The organism is Ruegeria sp. BJ6 (genome assembly GCF_056537885.1).
In genome coordinates, this window is the sequence record NZ_JBQFSG010000012.1 from 51903 (window position 1) to 66369 (window position 14467).

The 14467-nt window shown below is 58.9% G+C and carries 11 protein-coding genes; 4 read left to right on the forward strand and 7 right to left on the reverse strand.

Annotated features, from left to right (window positions below):
* Window positions 1–123 precede the first annotated feature (123 nt).
* Window positions 124–1266, reverse strand: a complete 1143-nt coding sequence (locus tag ACR0D6_RS19960; protein WP_480766808.1) for a mandelate racemase/muconate lactonizing enzyme family protein — start codon at window positions 1264–1266, stop codon at window positions 124–126.
* Window positions 1267–1420: 154 nt separating this feature from the next.
* On the opposite strand from ACR0D6_RS19960, the gene ACR0D6_RS19965 reads away from it, so the two are divergent.
* A complete protein-coding gene (locus ACR0D6_RS19965; protein ID WP_480766809.1) occupies window positions 1421–2785 on the forward strand; it encodes an FAD-dependent oxidoreductase in 1365 nt (454 codons plus the stop codon).
* A 7-nt stretch (window positions 2786–2792) separates the two neighbouring features.
* Here ACR0D6_RS19965 and ACR0D6_RS19970 read toward each other — a convergent pair whose 3' ends face one another.
* Complete coding sequence (locus tag ACR0D6_RS19970; protein WP_480766810.1) at window positions 2793–3704, reverse strand: LysR family transcriptional regulator; 912 nt, start codon at window positions 3702–3704, stop codon at window positions 2793–2795.
* 111 nt (window positions 3705–3815) lie between these two features.
* Between ACR0D6_RS19970 and ACR0D6_RS19975 the strand changes: the two genes are divergently transcribed.
* The 3 genes from ACR0D6_RS19975 to ACR0D6_RS19985 all read left to right on the forward strand — a co-directional run bounded on the left by ACR0D6_RS19975 (window position 3816) and on the right by ACR0D6_RS19985 (window position 9257).
* Entirely contained in the window at window positions 3816–6278 is a 2463-nt protein-coding gene (locus ACR0D6_RS19975) for a CoA transferase (RefSeq protein WP_480766811.1), read from the forward strand.
* Between the two features lie 63 nt (window positions 6279–6341).
* The gene (locus tag ACR0D6_RS19980; protein ID WP_480766812.1) at window positions 6342–8033 is read left to right on the forward strand and encodes a BCCT family transporter; all 1692 of its coding nucleotides are present in this window, start codon (window positions 6342–6344) and stop codon (window positions 8031–8033) included.
* 87 nt (window positions 8034–8120) lie between these two features.
* Complete coding sequence (locus ACR0D6_RS19985) at window positions 8121–9257, forward strand: mandelate racemase/muconate lactonizing enzyme family protein (protein ID WP_480766813.1); 1137 nt, start codon at window positions 8121–8123, stop codon at window positions 9255–9257.
* Here ACR0D6_RS19985 and ACR0D6_RS19990 read toward each other — a convergent pair.
* From ACR0D6_RS19990 to ACR0D6_RS20010, 5 genes are all read right to left on the reverse strand, one after another.
* Window positions 9245–9907, reverse strand: a complete 663-nt coding sequence (locus ACR0D6_RS19990) for a GntR family transcriptional regulator (protein WP_480766814.1) — start codon at window positions 9905–9907, stop codon at window positions 9245–9247. The two genes, ACR0D6_RS19985 and ACR0D6_RS19990, sit on opposite strands and share 13 nt — an antisense overlap.
* A gap of 146 nt (window positions 9908–10053) precedes the next feature.
* Window positions 10054–10680 carry a hypothetical protein gene (locus tag ACR0D6_RS19995; RefSeq protein WP_480766815.1) on the reverse strand — a complete coding sequence of 209 codons (627 nt, stop codon included), beginning with the start codon at window positions 10678–10680 and terminating at the stop codon, window positions 10054–10056.
* Window positions 10681–10683: 3 nt separating this feature from the next.
* Complete coding sequence (locus tag ACR0D6_RS20000; protein WP_480766816.1) at window positions 10684–12141, reverse strand: aspartate aminotransferase family protein; 1458 nt, start codon at window positions 12139–12141, stop codon at window positions 10684–10686.
* A complete protein-coding gene (locus ACR0D6_RS20005) occupies window positions 12138–12797 on the reverse strand; it encodes a class II aldolase/adducin family protein (protein ID WP_170652734.1) in 660 nt (219 codons plus the stop codon). The genes ACR0D6_RS20000 and ACR0D6_RS20005 overlap by 4 nt, the downstream gene beginning before the upstream one ends.
* Window positions 12790–14430 (reverse strand): xylulokinase, encoded by a 1641-nt coding sequence (locus ACR0D6_RS20010; protein ID WP_480766817.1) that lies wholly within the window; start codon window positions 14428–14430, stop codon window positions 12790–12792. Before ACR0D6_RS20010 ends, ACR0D6_RS20005 begins: the two co-directional genes overlap by 8 nt.
* Window positions 14431–14467: the final 37 nt, after the last annotated feature.

The window sequence follows — 14467 nt, forward strand, 5'->3', positions numbered from 1 at the left end:
GCTCGATTGCGCAGCAAGGTGGCCGGTTTGTCGGAAGACGCAGATGGAGTGCGTTTTTTTATCACGTGTCACAAAGAAAAGGGGCGGTGAATAACCGCCCCGATCAATTTTTCGACTTAGGTGTTAGGCGTGCACATCGATCTTGCAGATCGACATGTCCTCGACTTCGTCCCAGTCGATTTCAAGACCCAGCCCGGCCCCGCCGGATGCGTTGACGTATCCTTCGGCGTCGACCTCGATCCGGCCAAGCGCATCCACCTGAAAGTCGGCATAGGGCACCGGCATCTCGAAGTACTCGCAATTATCAAAGGCGAGCATGAGGTGCAGGTTCGCCGCCATCGACAGGGCGCAGCCCCAGCTCTGGAACTCGACGTTATAGTTGTTTGCTTCGGCCAGTGCCATGACCTTGCGCGCGGGCGTGATGCCGCCTGCGGTTGTCGCGTCGATCCGCACACCGTCCCAGCAGTCGTGCCGCATGGCGTGGGCGATGTTGGGTAAATCGACGATGGTGTTGCCACCGGGCAGGATCGGGAGTTCCGTGCGGCGGCGCAGTTCGCGATATCCGTCCAGATCATGGTCGGGGAAGGGCGCCTCAAGCCAGACATAACCCATTTCGTACATCGCACGCGCCACCTTCAGCGCGCCTTTGTGGCTGTAGTAGGCGTCGGCATCGAACATGAAGTCCAACCCCTTGTCGCCATGGGCGGCATGGACGGCCCGCATCATTTCAATGTCGGCATTCGGCTCGCATTTGTAGTGGAACTTGAATGCGGCAAATCCCTGTTCGCGCAGCTCATCGATCAGATCAACGTAGGGTTCCGGTCCGTCGAATACCTGCGTCGAGGCATAGGCTTTGACCCGATCACGTGAGCCGCCGAGGAACATGTAAAGCGGCATGTCTGCCCGCTTGGCGGCCAGATCCCACATGGCGATGTCCAGCCCTGCGATTGAGGTGTTGGGGATCGATAGGCGGCGCAGTTGCATCCATTTCCAGATATCCTCGCGGCGCAGGGCGGCGCGGCCCAACAGGCCCTTCAGCAGCGGGCGCATGCCTTCGGCGACGGCGCGGTCAAAATCGTGCTCGGTGCACGAAAAGACCCCGCCCGCACCTTCGAACCCGTCCGAGGTGGTGATTCTGGCGATGGTGTTGGTGGTCAGCAATGCCGGCATGGTCGGCGACCACGAAAATTTGGGGATCCCGGTCTTGACGACATAGACCTGGATTCTCTCGATCTTACCAAAACGATCTTCTGTCATTTCAGTCATTTGCGTGCCCTCGGATGAGCGTGTTGGGGTTGATTTGCGGTCATTCGCTATCCTCACCTATGACAAACGGTATTGACGATCAATAGATATATCAGTTAATGCGCCAAAAATCATTCACCGCCCAACGGCATGCCAGTTGTAGAGGAGACCGCAGATGGCCAGCTTTGAATCCCAATGGCAGAGCACCTACAGAGTATCTTCGCATAGCGATCTTCCGGTTTTCGCCGATGTCGATGCGGTTGTTGTTGGCGGTGGTGCCGCCGGTGTGGCAGCAGCGGAAACCTTGGGACGCAAGGGACGCTCGGTTTTGCTGATCGAACGCTATGGGTTCTGCGGCGGCGGTGCCGTGGCTGGCCTGTCCGGCACCATTTGCGGGATGTTCCTGTCGACCGAAAAAGAAAACGCGGCGCCCGAGCAGGTGGTCTTTGGCTGGGCCGAGAAATTTCGCGCCGCGCTGGAAAGCCGCAATGGCGTCAGCGGCCCGCAGCGTTATGGCAAGACTTATACCGTTACTCATGATCCGCAGATCTGGCGCGAGGTGGCCGACGGTTTCCTGCGCGAGGCGGGTGTTCAGATCCTCTATCATTCGCAGGTCGTGGGCGTGCTGATGGAAGGCGATGCGTTTGGCGGGGTTATCGTGAACTCGAAATCCGGTCTTGCTCAGGTTCGCGCCAAGCGGATCATCGACGCGTCAGGCGACGGCGACGTGATCCACCGCGCAGGCTTCCAGACCACCAAGGGCAACAACGGTATGATCCAGAACCCGACCATGATCTTCCGCATGGGCGGTATCGATGTCGACCGGTTCTGTGAATATTGGGGCGAGGATACGATCAGCCCGCAAAAGGTCATCGATCAGCTGATCGCGGCGGACAACGAAGGCAAGCGCCTGCCGCGCAAGAAGATCTGGATCTTTCCTACCACCCGCCCGGGTGAACTGATGGTAAATGCAACTCGCATTCTGGGCTTTGACGGCCGCGATCTGGATGTGACCAATCCGGTCGACCATTCCGAGGGTGAACTGGTAGCCCGCCTGCAGGTCCGCGAATACGCAGATTTCCTGCGCAGCAACATTCCGGGTTGCGAAGAGGGCTATGTCAACGACACCGGGGTCGAGATCGGCATCCGCCAGACCCGCACCGTGACCGGCATCGCAACTTTGACCAACGAAGATGTGCTGGGTCGCTCCAAATCGCCCGATGCCATCGCCAACTCACCCTGGCCGATCGAACTGCATTCGGGAACCAAACCCAAGGTCGAATGGCTGTTCGACGACACCTATGAAATCCCCTACGGCACGCTGGTGCCAGTACAGGGCGAGAACATCATCGTTGCGGGACGCTGCCTGTCGGCGGAACACGAGGCGCTGGCCTCGGCCCGGGTGACGGCACAGTGCTTCGGCTACGGCCATGCGGTGGCGCTGGCTACCGATCTGTCCATCAACGAAAACACCGCCATCCGCGACATCAAGGGCGTAGATATCCGCACCCTGCTGAACAACGAAGGCGCAAGGCTGTAAGCGCTCCCTACTCGGATGCTGCACGTTCAAACCACTGCAGCATCCTCCCCAAAACACCGTTTTCGTTGCGCACTGGACGATGCTGAAGAAAATAGGACACTTTCCGGTTCGAAATCGTTGGCCCGAGGCGCAGCACTTCGCCTTTGGCCAGTGCCTGTTCGACAAGCCCGCGCCAGCCCATGCCGACACCCTCGCCATTGCGGACCGCCTCCAACAAAAAGGGATAGGCATTGAACGTCGGTGGGCGGTCGAATGCCGGCGGCTTGAGCCCCGCATGCGCGAACCAGCTGTCCCATGTCATAAAGCCAGAATCACCGACATCCAGATGCACGAACAGGTCGGGCGAGAGGTCAGATATGCACTCCTGCGCCTCGGGATGGGCTTTCAGAAACTTGGGGCTGCAAATTGGAAACGTTTCGCAGGGAATCAATGGAAAATAGGGCCGGTCGGGCATGCGGCCCGGGTCCCAGACTACCGCGGCGTCCAGGCGTCCCAGATCAATGTCGCCCAGCTGATCCGTGGTCACAACCCGGACCCGTCCTTCGCCTACGATCTTACGCAAATCAGAGAACCGCGGCATCAGCCACTGATCTGCAAAACCGAACGTACAGGCAAGGGTTACGTCGGTTCGGTCGGGCGGTGCGGAAATCTCGGTCCAGACCTGATCCACGTGTCCCATGCCCAGCTCCACCGACTTGGCCAGCTTGAAGGCATTCGCGGTCGGAGCCACGCGATTGTTGTTTCGGGTCAAAAGCGGTTGGCCCAAACGCGCCTCAAGCGTCGCGATGTGCCGCGAGACGGCGGGTTGGCTCATCCCCAGCTCTTCGGCGGCGCGGGACAGGCTGGAATGGCGGACGACAACCTCGAAAACCAGAAGCGAGTTCAAGGAACCGGATATCGGGCGGATCGTTCTTTCCATAACAAATTGTTAGCCGCTGCATCATCTTTACACCAGTGTCTATCGGCACCTGTTGCGAGTAGCTTTCGCCAAATTTGCGCAACCCAACCAATGAACATGCATAGGTGATACATGGCGAGACGACCCCTTTCCCACATCCGTGTCCTTGATTTCGGCCAATATTTGGCCGGACCGCTGGTTGGCATGATGCTGGCGGATATGGGGGCCGAGGTCATTCGGATTGACCCACCCGGCGGACCGACCTTTGACGATCCGGCCTTCGACATGATTTCGCGCGGCAAAAAGGTGCTGACGCTGGATCTGAAGACCGATGAAGGCCGCGCTAAAGCCATCGAGCTGGCCAGACGCGCCGATGTCGTGATCGAGAACTTCCGCCCCGGTGTCATGGACCGGTTGGGTCTGGGCCAAAAAGCCCTGCGCGCGGCCAACGATCAGCTTGTCTATCTGTCGATGCCGGGATTTGCCTCGACCGACCCGGAACTGGCCGGACTGCCCGCCTGGGAGGCGGTGATTGCCGCCTATACCGGGCAATTCACCGATATGGGCCTGAACCGGCGGCTTATGGGCATCAACCCCTCCTTCACACCGTTGACGCTGGCCTCGGCCTACGGTGCCAGCTTTGGCGCTATGTCCGTGCTGTTTGCACTCAACGCACGTGACAACAATGGCGGTGATTACATTGAGGTCCCGCTGGCCTCGGCCTTGCTGGAAGGGCTGATCTACAACTGTGAGCAAATCGAAGATTACCCCGAACGCTACAAGTCCCCGCGTGAGGTCGAGCTGGACCGGAGGGCCGCCGAAGGCTTGCCGATGAACCTCAAGTTCGAAGAACTGTCCGAATTCCTTGATCCGTTCTACCGCACCTATACCTGCGCCGATGGGCGTGGTTTCTATGTGGTTTCCGGTTCGGTCGCCACGCACCCGCGCCGGGTGCTTGAGACATTGGGGCTAAAGGAGCTGGCAGACGAATTGCCGGATTTCTCGGCCTATCTGGACACAAAGGACTGGCCCGCCGAATGGTCCGTGCGAAATTATCCTGTTGGCGCGTCGGATCGCGAGCGGGTCTCGACCGCAATGAAAAAGGCGTTTCTGACGCGCCCCGCGCACGAATGGGAAGAACTGTTCGGAACCGCCAAGGCACCCGCGACGGCACAGCGCTTCACCAAGGAATGGCTGGCCGATCCGCATGCCCTGGCATCCGGTCTGGTGCTGAAAGTCGATGATGCCCGTAACGGTGAGATGCGGCAGATGGGCAACGTGGCCTGGCTGTCGGGCGATGACGAAGCGGCGGTGAAATCGGGCCCGGGTTCCGCTGATCTCGATGCGCTGCTGACTGAGGCCCCCCGCAGCGGTGGCCAAACCGGCAACGGCGGTTGGCTGGACGGGCTGAAGGTGCTGGACCTGACCAACGTAATCGCTGGCCCGACAATCGGGTCGACGCTGGCCCGCTATGGGGCGGATGTCACTCTGGTTCAGTCGGTTGAGCCTTCGGTCGACCCTTGGAACACTGTTGTTTTCGGCGTCCACGCGCAACGCGGCAAGGAAAGCATCCTGCTGAACCTGCGTTCGGATGACGGACAGGAGGCGCTGGCCAAACTTATCGAGCGGTCGGATGTCATCACCATGAACGGCACGGACGAACAGCGCGACAAGCTGGGTCTGTCTCCGGACCGTTTGGCCGCGATCAACCCGAAACTCATCCTTGTGCAACTGGATGCGTTTGGCGGGCCGATGCGAGGGCCGAAATCCGATCACCTCGGTTACGATGATCTGGCACAGGCTGCGACCGGGGTCATGGTGCGGTTCGGGGGTGGCATGGACACGCCCGAGGAACACGCTCATTTCGGCACTATCGACGTACTGACAGGTTTCTGTGCCTGCGTCGCACTGGGTGGCGCCTTGTTGCGCCTGCGTGAAACCGGAAAGGGCGGGATTGCCCGCGCTTCGCTGGCGGGCGCAGGTAACCTGATTCAAGCGCAATTCATGTATGACTATGACGGACGAGCCCCGTTCAACGAGCCATCGGGCCGCGAGGCGTTGGGTTGGGGACCCTTCTACCACTGCTACGAGGCAGCAGATCAATGGATGTTCTTCGCAGCACCCACCGAACGGCAGGTTGCCCTGACAGCGGTGGCGGATCTGGCGGACCTGGCCAATCTTCCTGAAGATGAGTTGCACGGGGCACTGGCCGAGCGTTTCCGGACCCGGCCGCTGGATCATTGGCAAACCGCATTCGCAAACGGAAAAAACACCGTGGTTCCGCTGGCCTCGCTGCACGACACACGCGACCGGTCGCTGCAGCTTGAAAGCGAGGGCGAGATCGACATTTCCAGCGCAACATTTCGCGTCATCCGCCATGACCAGCACCCGATGGGCCGTTGGTGCGATCTGGTGGCGCCCAATGCGGTTCGGACAGAAACCGGCAGGATCACGATACCGGGGCCGATGCCGAAATACGGGGAACACACGACCAGAATTCTGAGGGAAATCGGATACGACGAGGAACAAATTCAGAAAATGGTCGAACACGGTGCGGCCGGCACAAGCTGGTCCGAGAAATACCTGCCCGAGTAATTCGGGCCGTAATTGGCGTGCCCCGCCGGGCGCGCCTTCATTTCGTCAAAAGGGAGGTCCCATATGTCAGACGAAAACCCCAATGCCCATCTGGTGGCTAAATCCGGTTTCTTTACCGGTCTGCACCCCGGCATGGGCTTGGCCGCGAAGGCGATGGTCGCCGCATTCGTGATCTTTACCATCCTCAACGTAGAGTTCGCAGGTGGCATCTATCGCTCGATCCGCTCCTGGCTGGAAAGCGGGTTAAGCTGGTACTACATCTCGGTCGTTGCCGGGATCATGCTTTTCTGCTTCTTCCTGATGTTCTCGAAATACGGCTCGCTGCGGCTGGGGGATGATGATTCTCGCCCCGAATTCAGCAACTTCAGCTGGTTCGCCATGCTGTTCTCGGCTGGTATCGGGATCGGCATCCTGTTCTTCGGCGTGGCTGAACCGATCTTCTATTTCGACAACTCTGGCGCATTCGGCTATCCGAATAACCCGCATGCCGACATGAACGGGCATACGGAAATGAACATGCAGCGTGCCATCGACGCAATGCGTGTGACGTATTTCCATTGGGGTTTCCACGGCTGGGCGCTGTATGTGATTGTCGGCCTGTGCCTTGGCTACTTCGGCTTCAGAAAAAAGCTGCCGTTGACCATGCGCTCGGCGCTGTATCCGCTGATCGGCGAAAAGATTTATGGCCCCATCGGTCACATGGTTGACCTGCTTGCCGTGTTCGGCGCGGTGTTCGGTATCTCGACCTCGCTGGGTCTGGGTGCAAGCCAGATGGCGACCGGCATGAATGTGCTTTTCGGGATGGAAAACACCATGGGCCTAAAGATCGCCCTGATCATCATTGTGACGGTGATCGCGGTTGCTTCGACCGTTTCAGGTGTTGGCAAGGGTATCCGGATCATTTCCGAATGGAATATCTGGCTGTCGATCGTTCTGTTGGCCGGGTTCATCATCATCGGCCCATTCCAGTGGTTGCTGGGCTTCTACGTTACCACTCTGGGCGATTACCTGTGGAACTTCATCCCGATGGGCTTCTGGACTGCGGTTGACGGCGATTCCGTCAAATGGCAGGGCGGCTGGACCATCTTCTACTGGGGTTGGTGGATCGCATGGGCACCGCTGGTTGGTATCTTTATCGCGCGCATTTCGCGTGGGCGTACCATTCGCGAGTTCATGGTGGGCGTCCTGTTTGTACCGACATGCATCGCGTTCTTCTGGCTCTGCATGTTCGGTGGCACCGCTATCTGGCAAGAGCTGAACATGGGCACCGGACCGGCAACCGAAGGTGGTGCAGGTCTGATCGAAACCGTTCGTGCTTGGGATCTGCCCGCCGCGCTGTACGGAGCGATCGAGAACCTGAACAACACGTCGTGGATGGGTGACCTGAGCTGGCTGACCTGGCCGATGTGGGCACTGGCGACGCTGCTGCTGTTCTCGTGGTTCGTCACTTCGGCGGATTCGGGCACTCTGGTGATCACGACGATGCTGTCGATGGGCGATGACAACCCGCCGAACAAGTTCCGCATCATCTGGGGCTTCGGCATCGGTGCAACAGCGATCGTTCTGCTGTTGGCGGACGGCCTGTCCGCGTTGCAGACGGCGAACATCGCGGCAGGCTTCCCGATGTCCTTCGTGATCCTGGCGATGGCCATCGGCCTCTACAAGTCGCTGCGCGAAGACCCGTCGGCGGCTCCGATCAGCCAGACTGTAACCCCGCCGGACGGCACAAGGGTTACGCAGGACCTGCGCGCCTGATCTGACCGGAGCAGTAACTTTGGGCGGACCAACCGCTTCTTACGGGCGGCCCTATTGGGGCCGTCCATTTCATTCACGGAGCCCAAGATGCGCATCACCGATATCGGCGTTATTGAACTATACGCGCCAAAACCCGCGGGGCAGGACGCCCATGACACGGCTTATTCAACCTGTCTGATCCGCATCAGTACAGATGACGGGTTGATGGGTGTGTCCGAAATCGACACCATCCCGTCTATCGCCAATGCTATCATTTCGGCACCAACGCGGTCCCCCTTGCAGCGGGGTCTGCGCGAGATTCTGATAGGCAAGGACGCCACCGATATCGAAGCGCGGTGGATGGACATGCTGGAGCAGACCAGCTTTATCGGGCGCCGCGGCCTGGTGATGCATGCCATATCGGGCATCGACATCGCGCTGTGGGATCTGAAGGGCAAGGCTGAAGGCAAAACCGTCTCAGAGCTTTTGGGGGGGTGTCGTCACGACCGGGTACCGGGATACGTGACCATCTACCCTCTGGGGCGCTGCCCGGATGAGGCGCGCCGCAAGCTGGACAAGGCTGTTCAAACCTACAACCCGGTGGGGATCAAGATCGCCGCCGACAGGTTCTGGCATGAAGATCCGGCTTTGGCCGAAAAAATGATCCGCACGACGCGCGAACATCTGGGTGCAGATTTTCCGCTGATGGTCGATGCGATCACGGCATTCGACACGGTGGAGGATGTGCAGCGAATGTTGCCGGTTCTGCACGACTGCAATATCCACTGGCTGGAGGCTCCGCTGCCGCTGGACGACATTGATGGCCACGCATTGCTGAAAGGATGCGGGTTGCCGGTGGGTGTGGGCGATCTTGGTCTGACCGCGCCGCTGGAATGGCGTCCGTTCTTTGAGGCAGGGATTGTAGACATCGCCCAACCGGACCTGTCGCATATCGGCGGGCTGACCGGGCTTGTGAAGTTGCAGGCAATGGCGAAGCGTTTTGGCTGTGACAGGATCGCGCCCCACGGCTGGAACTCGAACCTGACACTTGCAGCTAACCTGCACGTTCTTGCCAGCCGCGACCCCTTGGAAATGGCCGAATTCTCGACCTCAGCTTCACCACTCAGATGGGCCGTCACGCGTGAAGAGATCGCGTTTGATGACGACGGTTATCTGCCCGTGCCACAAGCGCCGGGGCTTGGTATGCGGATCGACTGGGAACGGATAGAAACCTATCGGACCTGAGCCTGCGCGAGGCCGGGGCGCAGGTTGTCTGTCGCGCGGGCGAACGCCTCGAGATAGTCAATAAGCGCGTGTGATGCGGCGCCCGCGGCCTGCTTGTCGCCCTGCGATACGGTGTGCAGAATATCGGCGTGCAGACTGGCCGCGTGCTGATAGTCCTCGAAAGTGGCGTGAAAAAACCAGAACCGGCGTGAAAGACCTTGAACAGGCCGCATGGCCCGAACCAGAAACGGGTTATCCGCTGCTTCGGTAAGCGCTTCGTGCGCGGTTCGCAGAATCCGCAGAAAATCGGCACGGTTATCAACATTATCCGCCGAGCGTTTCAGGTTCTCCGCCAGATCGGCAAGTGCGCGGCGTTGTGTGTCCGATGCGTTTTCACAAGCCGTTTCGATGCAGATCGATTCAACCGCGCGACGCACGCGTAGCAGTTTCATCTGATCATCCATGCTGATGGGCGGAATCTGGATGCCGCGACGTGGCTGAATCTCGACCAGCCCCTCATGCGCAAGGCGTTGCAGCGCTTCACGGATCGGAGTGCGCCCGAACTGAAGAAGCTCACCCAATTCCCGTTCGGTATGCAGGCTGCCCGGAGATAGCTGGCCTATCACCACCATGGCTTCCATGGATTCATATGCTTTTTCGGCCTCGGACAAGCTGTGCTCCGATCAATTCATATATTAGGCATGACTATTTACAACGCGCAGGTGAAAACGACCAGTGGCAAATACTGAGGCTCAGATTACGCAGCTTTGCAGTCAGCCGCAGATCCACCATCCGATCGTGCTGTAAAAAAGGGTTATCAGTACCCTTTGGCAAGAACAGAGAACTCGCCCCGCGCGTGATGCTCAGCCGCTTTGCGTTCGTCTTTTTTCAGGCGGCCATCCGCGATGAGCTGAACCCAAAAGGGTATCTGCCTGACGGTCTGGCCGGTGGACTTCGCAAGAACAAAGGCTTTGGCGCATTTCTCAAGCAGCTCAACGTTCAAAAGCAACCGTTCAAGACCCATGCCCAGACAAAAGGAAGTATCCGCAAAAACAACGGCATTCGTGGTTCCTGCAAGGCTTTTTGGCTGCACCGCCTCGTTGGCGGTTTTTTGAAAGACCGGAACGCCGCGCCCCAGATGTCGAACCTGTTCGTCAAAGATTGCAGGCATGGGGGCCGCCATTTCGTGCATTGCCCGCAGCCAGCCCATCCCGCTTTGCAGCGCAGCACCCACGTCCGGCCGGTATGAGTAAATACGCTGGAGTGTCGACCCGTCCGGGTTTGGCGCGCTCCATTCCAGAGCGCCGCCGTGTGACAACATCGCCACCTTATTCAACTCCGGGACTCGCATTGTCAGCGTATCACCAGCAAAAAAAAGTGCCTGTTCCGACAGAAGCTCTGCCGCCTGCCGCATTTTCTTTTCAATCTCGGTACGATCAGCCATTGCTCAGACCAGTTTGAATACGTCTTCGAAACGGTTCAGCGCATCGTCAATCACGTCATCCGTGTCGGCCATGCTGGTATAGATACGGCTGCCTGCAAGCGTCAGGATACCATGTGCCAGATAGGCGGCGCCCATCTCCTCCATCGCGTGTTTGCGCGCGTTGGCTTCGCGCATCAGCTTCAGCGGCGTGCGCATGCTCATCAACATGACCGCCGTGGTCTGCAGATGCACGATCGAACCGAAGTTATAGGCGACAAACGGCAGGCCCAGCCGATCAAGGATTTCAGTCAATCCCTGACGCAGGCGATCACCGGCGCGACCTGCGTGACCGGCGGCATCGGTCTTGGCCATCTTGCGGATCGCGTAGTATCCAGCGACGCAGGAGAGCGGGTTGGCGGATAGGGTGCCACCGACAAATGCGCGTTTCTGACTGCCGCCGATACCACCCGCAAGCCGCATCATCACATCTTTCCGGCCACCGATACCCCCCGCCATCGGATAGCCGCCAGTCAGGCATTTACCGAACACGGTCAGATCGGGATAAACATCGAAGTACCCTTGCGCACCGCCCATTCCGGTACGGAAGCCCGTCACCACCTCGTCAAAGATCAAAAGCGCTCCGAATTCGTCACACAGTTTGCGCACTTCGTTGTTGTAGGTGCGGTCGGCAGGGCGGGTGCCGCTTTCCGGGCCAAGCGGTTCGACTATGACGGCGGCAGTCCCACCCCGCATCCGGTTCAGCATCAGCCTGCGGCGCAACGTGCCCAACTCATTCGGGAACACCTCGTGCGTTCGTGTCGTGGTGCCGCGCGGAATGCCCATCGCCTCGCGCCGCCGGGTTCCGGGCACGCGCAGACCGTAAACCATCTGATCGCTCCAGCCGTGATATCCGCCGCCGATCTTGATGATCTGTTTTTTGCCGGTGAAGGTCCGTGCCAGCCGGATTGCGGCCATCACGGCCTCGGTGCCCGAGCCCAGCATCCGAAACATCTCGACCTTTGGCATATGCGTGCGGATGAGTTCGGCAAGCTTCATTTCGTATTCATGGAACAGGCCGGTGACGGGACCGCAATCTTCAAGCAGATCGACTACTTTCTGACGCACATCCGGATCGTTTGATCCCAACAGTGTCGGCCCGCCTGCCTGCAGAAAGTCGATATAGCGGTTGCCGTCGGCGTCCCACATATACGCCCCTTCACATTTCGACGCTTCCAGCGGAAATGGATAGTTGAAGGCCAGATTGTGCTGAACACCACCGGGTATGACCTCGGCGGCGCGTGCGGACAAAGCCTTGGATTTCTGGCAATTCTGCTCGAAATACTCCAGAATCTGCGGCATGGCGTCGGGCCGGATCGAACGCACGGGTTCCTTCAGAAGCGCCTGAAGCTTGTCCATTACAACCTGCGTATCCGGATAGGTCGGCAGGCCAGTGGGTTGCTTTATCTTTTGTTCCGCGTTCACGATTCTGATCCTTTGGTCAGGATACCTTCCAATGTGCCAAGCGTCATTTGACGGGTGACGTCCGAAAGGTTCGGGTTGTTCCGGATGAGTGGGCTCAGATATTGCGCTGCCGCGTCCTCGATCTTGGCAACCAGATCGGCACCGTGTTCTAGGGAAGAGGCGGATGCGATCACGCCGTGGCTGGCCAGAAGATAGCAGTAGGCATCCTTGCGCAACGCCTTGCCCAGGGCCTTGACCAGCATTCCGGTACCTGACGGCCGGTATTTGGCCAATGCGATGTGATCGCCGATTACGACCTTGTCCGATCCGCCTGGCCATTCCAGGCGCTTGTGCAGCAAGGCGACCGCACTGGCGACCGGCTGATGGGTATGGATGCTGGCTGGTCTGTCGGGGAACATGCTCAGCATTCGTGCGTGCAGTCCTTTTTCCACCGATGCGGGCTTGTTACCATCGATCTGTTCCAACCCGTTCAGCCGGATTACCGCGATGTCGGCGGGTGTGAGCGTGGTATAATCGGTGGCCGACGGTGTAATCGCAAACAGATCTTTATTCAGCCGCAGGGCGACGTTGCCACCTGTTCCGGCCAGATATCCCTGATCGGACAGCTGGTGACAGATATCAACAATGGCAGCGCGTTCGTGAACGAAGTCAACCATGTGCCCCTCCTGATGTTTTGGAGTTGAGATGCCGGAATGTGGGTGTCAGGCGCTTCTGCAGATCGCGAAAAACATCGAAGCGGGCGTCATAGATGCCCTTGTTTGCCAGGTCAGGCTCGAAAACCTTTTCGATATGCACCATCTCAGCCGCACTGGCATAGTCCATCTGGCCGACGCCCACGGCGCCTATGACAGCAGCCCCCAGCGCATTGGCTTTGATCGGCGCGACGGGCCTGCGGATCGGAGTATTCAGGACATCCGCGTAAATCTGGCACCAACTGTCCGATTGTGCGCCGCCACCGACGATGTTGATTTGCCCCGGCCAGCGGCCCAGAAAGCGTTTGACGGAACCGGCCATCATTCGGGTGTTTAGCGCGGTACCTTCCAAAACCGCGCGGGCCATGGTGGCGCGGCTGTGATCGGCATGAATGTTCAGAAAACACGCGCGCAAAGCGCTTTCATCATTTGGGCTGCGTTCGCCAAACAGCCAGGGAAGGTACATCAGGCCCTCGCTGCCGGGCGCAATTCCGCTGGCCGCCGTATCGAGGCGGGCAAAGATATCCCGGGGAGCACCGCCTTCGGTCAGCCCGTCAGAATGATCCAGCATTCTGTTCTTGAAAAACTCGATACTGCTTGCGCCGTTGCTTTGCATTGCCATCATCAGATAGCGTGAGGGCAGGGCACATGGAACCGAAGCGATCTGGTGAAGCACATTGGCCTTTTTGAACGGCACATGCGCCGCCAGCCACGAGGATGACCCGACATAAAGATGGGTATCATAATCCCCCACAGCACCGCTGCCGATGGCAGCGGCGGTGTTGTCGATGGCGCCAGCGACGACCGGTGTGGAGGATGGAATGCCCAACTGTTCGGCAAGATCCGGTAAAACCGGCCCCAACACCTCGTCACAGCGAACAAGGTCAGGGAATTTGTCCGCCTCAATACCGCTCTGGGCGATCAATTTGTCATCATAGCGGATGTTGGCGGGATCGCGGTTGTCTGTCACCCATGAGGTCAGAATGGAATCCTGTGTTGCCACGAACCGCCCAGTGAGCCGCAGGTTGAAGAAGTCCAAGACGTTGAGGAATTTGTAGGTGCGTTCATAAATGCCCGGAAAGCGATCCCTTACCAACAGCATATGCGCTGCCGGGTCCTTGCCCGACAAGGCAGGGGCCCCGCCACACAGGCGCAGCCATCGAAACAGTTTTAGCGGATCATATCCCGCAATCCTCAGCAAACCCTTCATGCTGTCGTGAAGGTGCTGCTGCCCGCGCATGTCCAGCCAGGTGATCGCGTTCATCAACGGATTACCATCCCGGTCGACCGGTAGGGTACCTTCACCCTGCGTGGAACTGCAGATGGCAAGAATGCTGTTTCGCTTCACCCCGCTTTGCGCAAGTGCGTCGTCAGCGGCGCCCAGAAATGCAGTCCACCAATCATCGGGCACCTGCTCGGCGCCGACCTCGCCCACAACATGCAGGGCAACGGGACGAAAGGCCCAGCCCGACACCTTTCCATCCAGCGATATGACACCGACCTTGCACCCGCTTGTACCAAGGTCGATCGCCAGAATGTGGGCTTTGGTGTTTGTATTTCCGTCGCTTTGCATCTGCTGCCCCGAAACCAATGACATCAGATACTAGGTACCATCAGGGACTGCGCTAACTTCC

Bases quoted from the DNA above. Each gene is read 5' to 3' on its own strand.
- ACR0D6_RS19995 (WP_480766815.1), bottom strand. From the start codon at position 10,680: ATGGCTGATCGTACCGAGATTGAAAAGAAAATGCGGCAGGCGGCAGAG.
- ACR0D6_RS19985 (WP_480766813.1), top strand. From the start codon at position 8,121: ATGCGCATCACCGATATCGGCGTTATTGAACTATACGCGCCAAAACCC.
- ACR0D6_RS19970 (WP_480766810.1), bottom strand. From the start codon at position 3,704: ATGGAAAGAACGATCCGCCCGATATCCGGTTCCTTGAACTCGCTTCTG.
- ACR0D6_RS19960 (WP_480766808.1), bottom strand. From the start codon at position 1,266: ATGACTGAAATGACAGAAGATCGTTTTGGTAAGATCGAGAGAATCCAG.
- ACR0D6_RS19965 (WP_480766809.1), top strand. From the start codon at position 1,421: ATGGCCAGCTTTGAATCCCAATGGCAGAGCACCTACAGAGTATCTTCG.
- ACR0D6_RS19975 (WP_480766811.1), top strand. From the start codon at position 3,816: ATGGCGAGACGACCCCTTTCCCACATCCGTGTCCTTGATTTCGGCCAA.
- ACR0D6_RS20005 (WP_170652734.1), bottom strand. From the start codon at position 12,797: ATGGTTGACTTCGTTCACGAACGCGCTGCCATTGTTGATATCTGTCAC.
- ACR0D6_RS19980 (WP_480766812.1), top strand. From the start codon at position 6,342: ATGTCAGACGAAAACCCCAATGCCCATCTGGTGGCTAAATCCGGTTTC.
- ACR0D6_RS20010 (WP_480766817.1), bottom strand. From the start codon at position 14,430: ATGTCATTGGTTTCGGGGCAGCAGATGCAAAGCGACGGAAATACAAAC.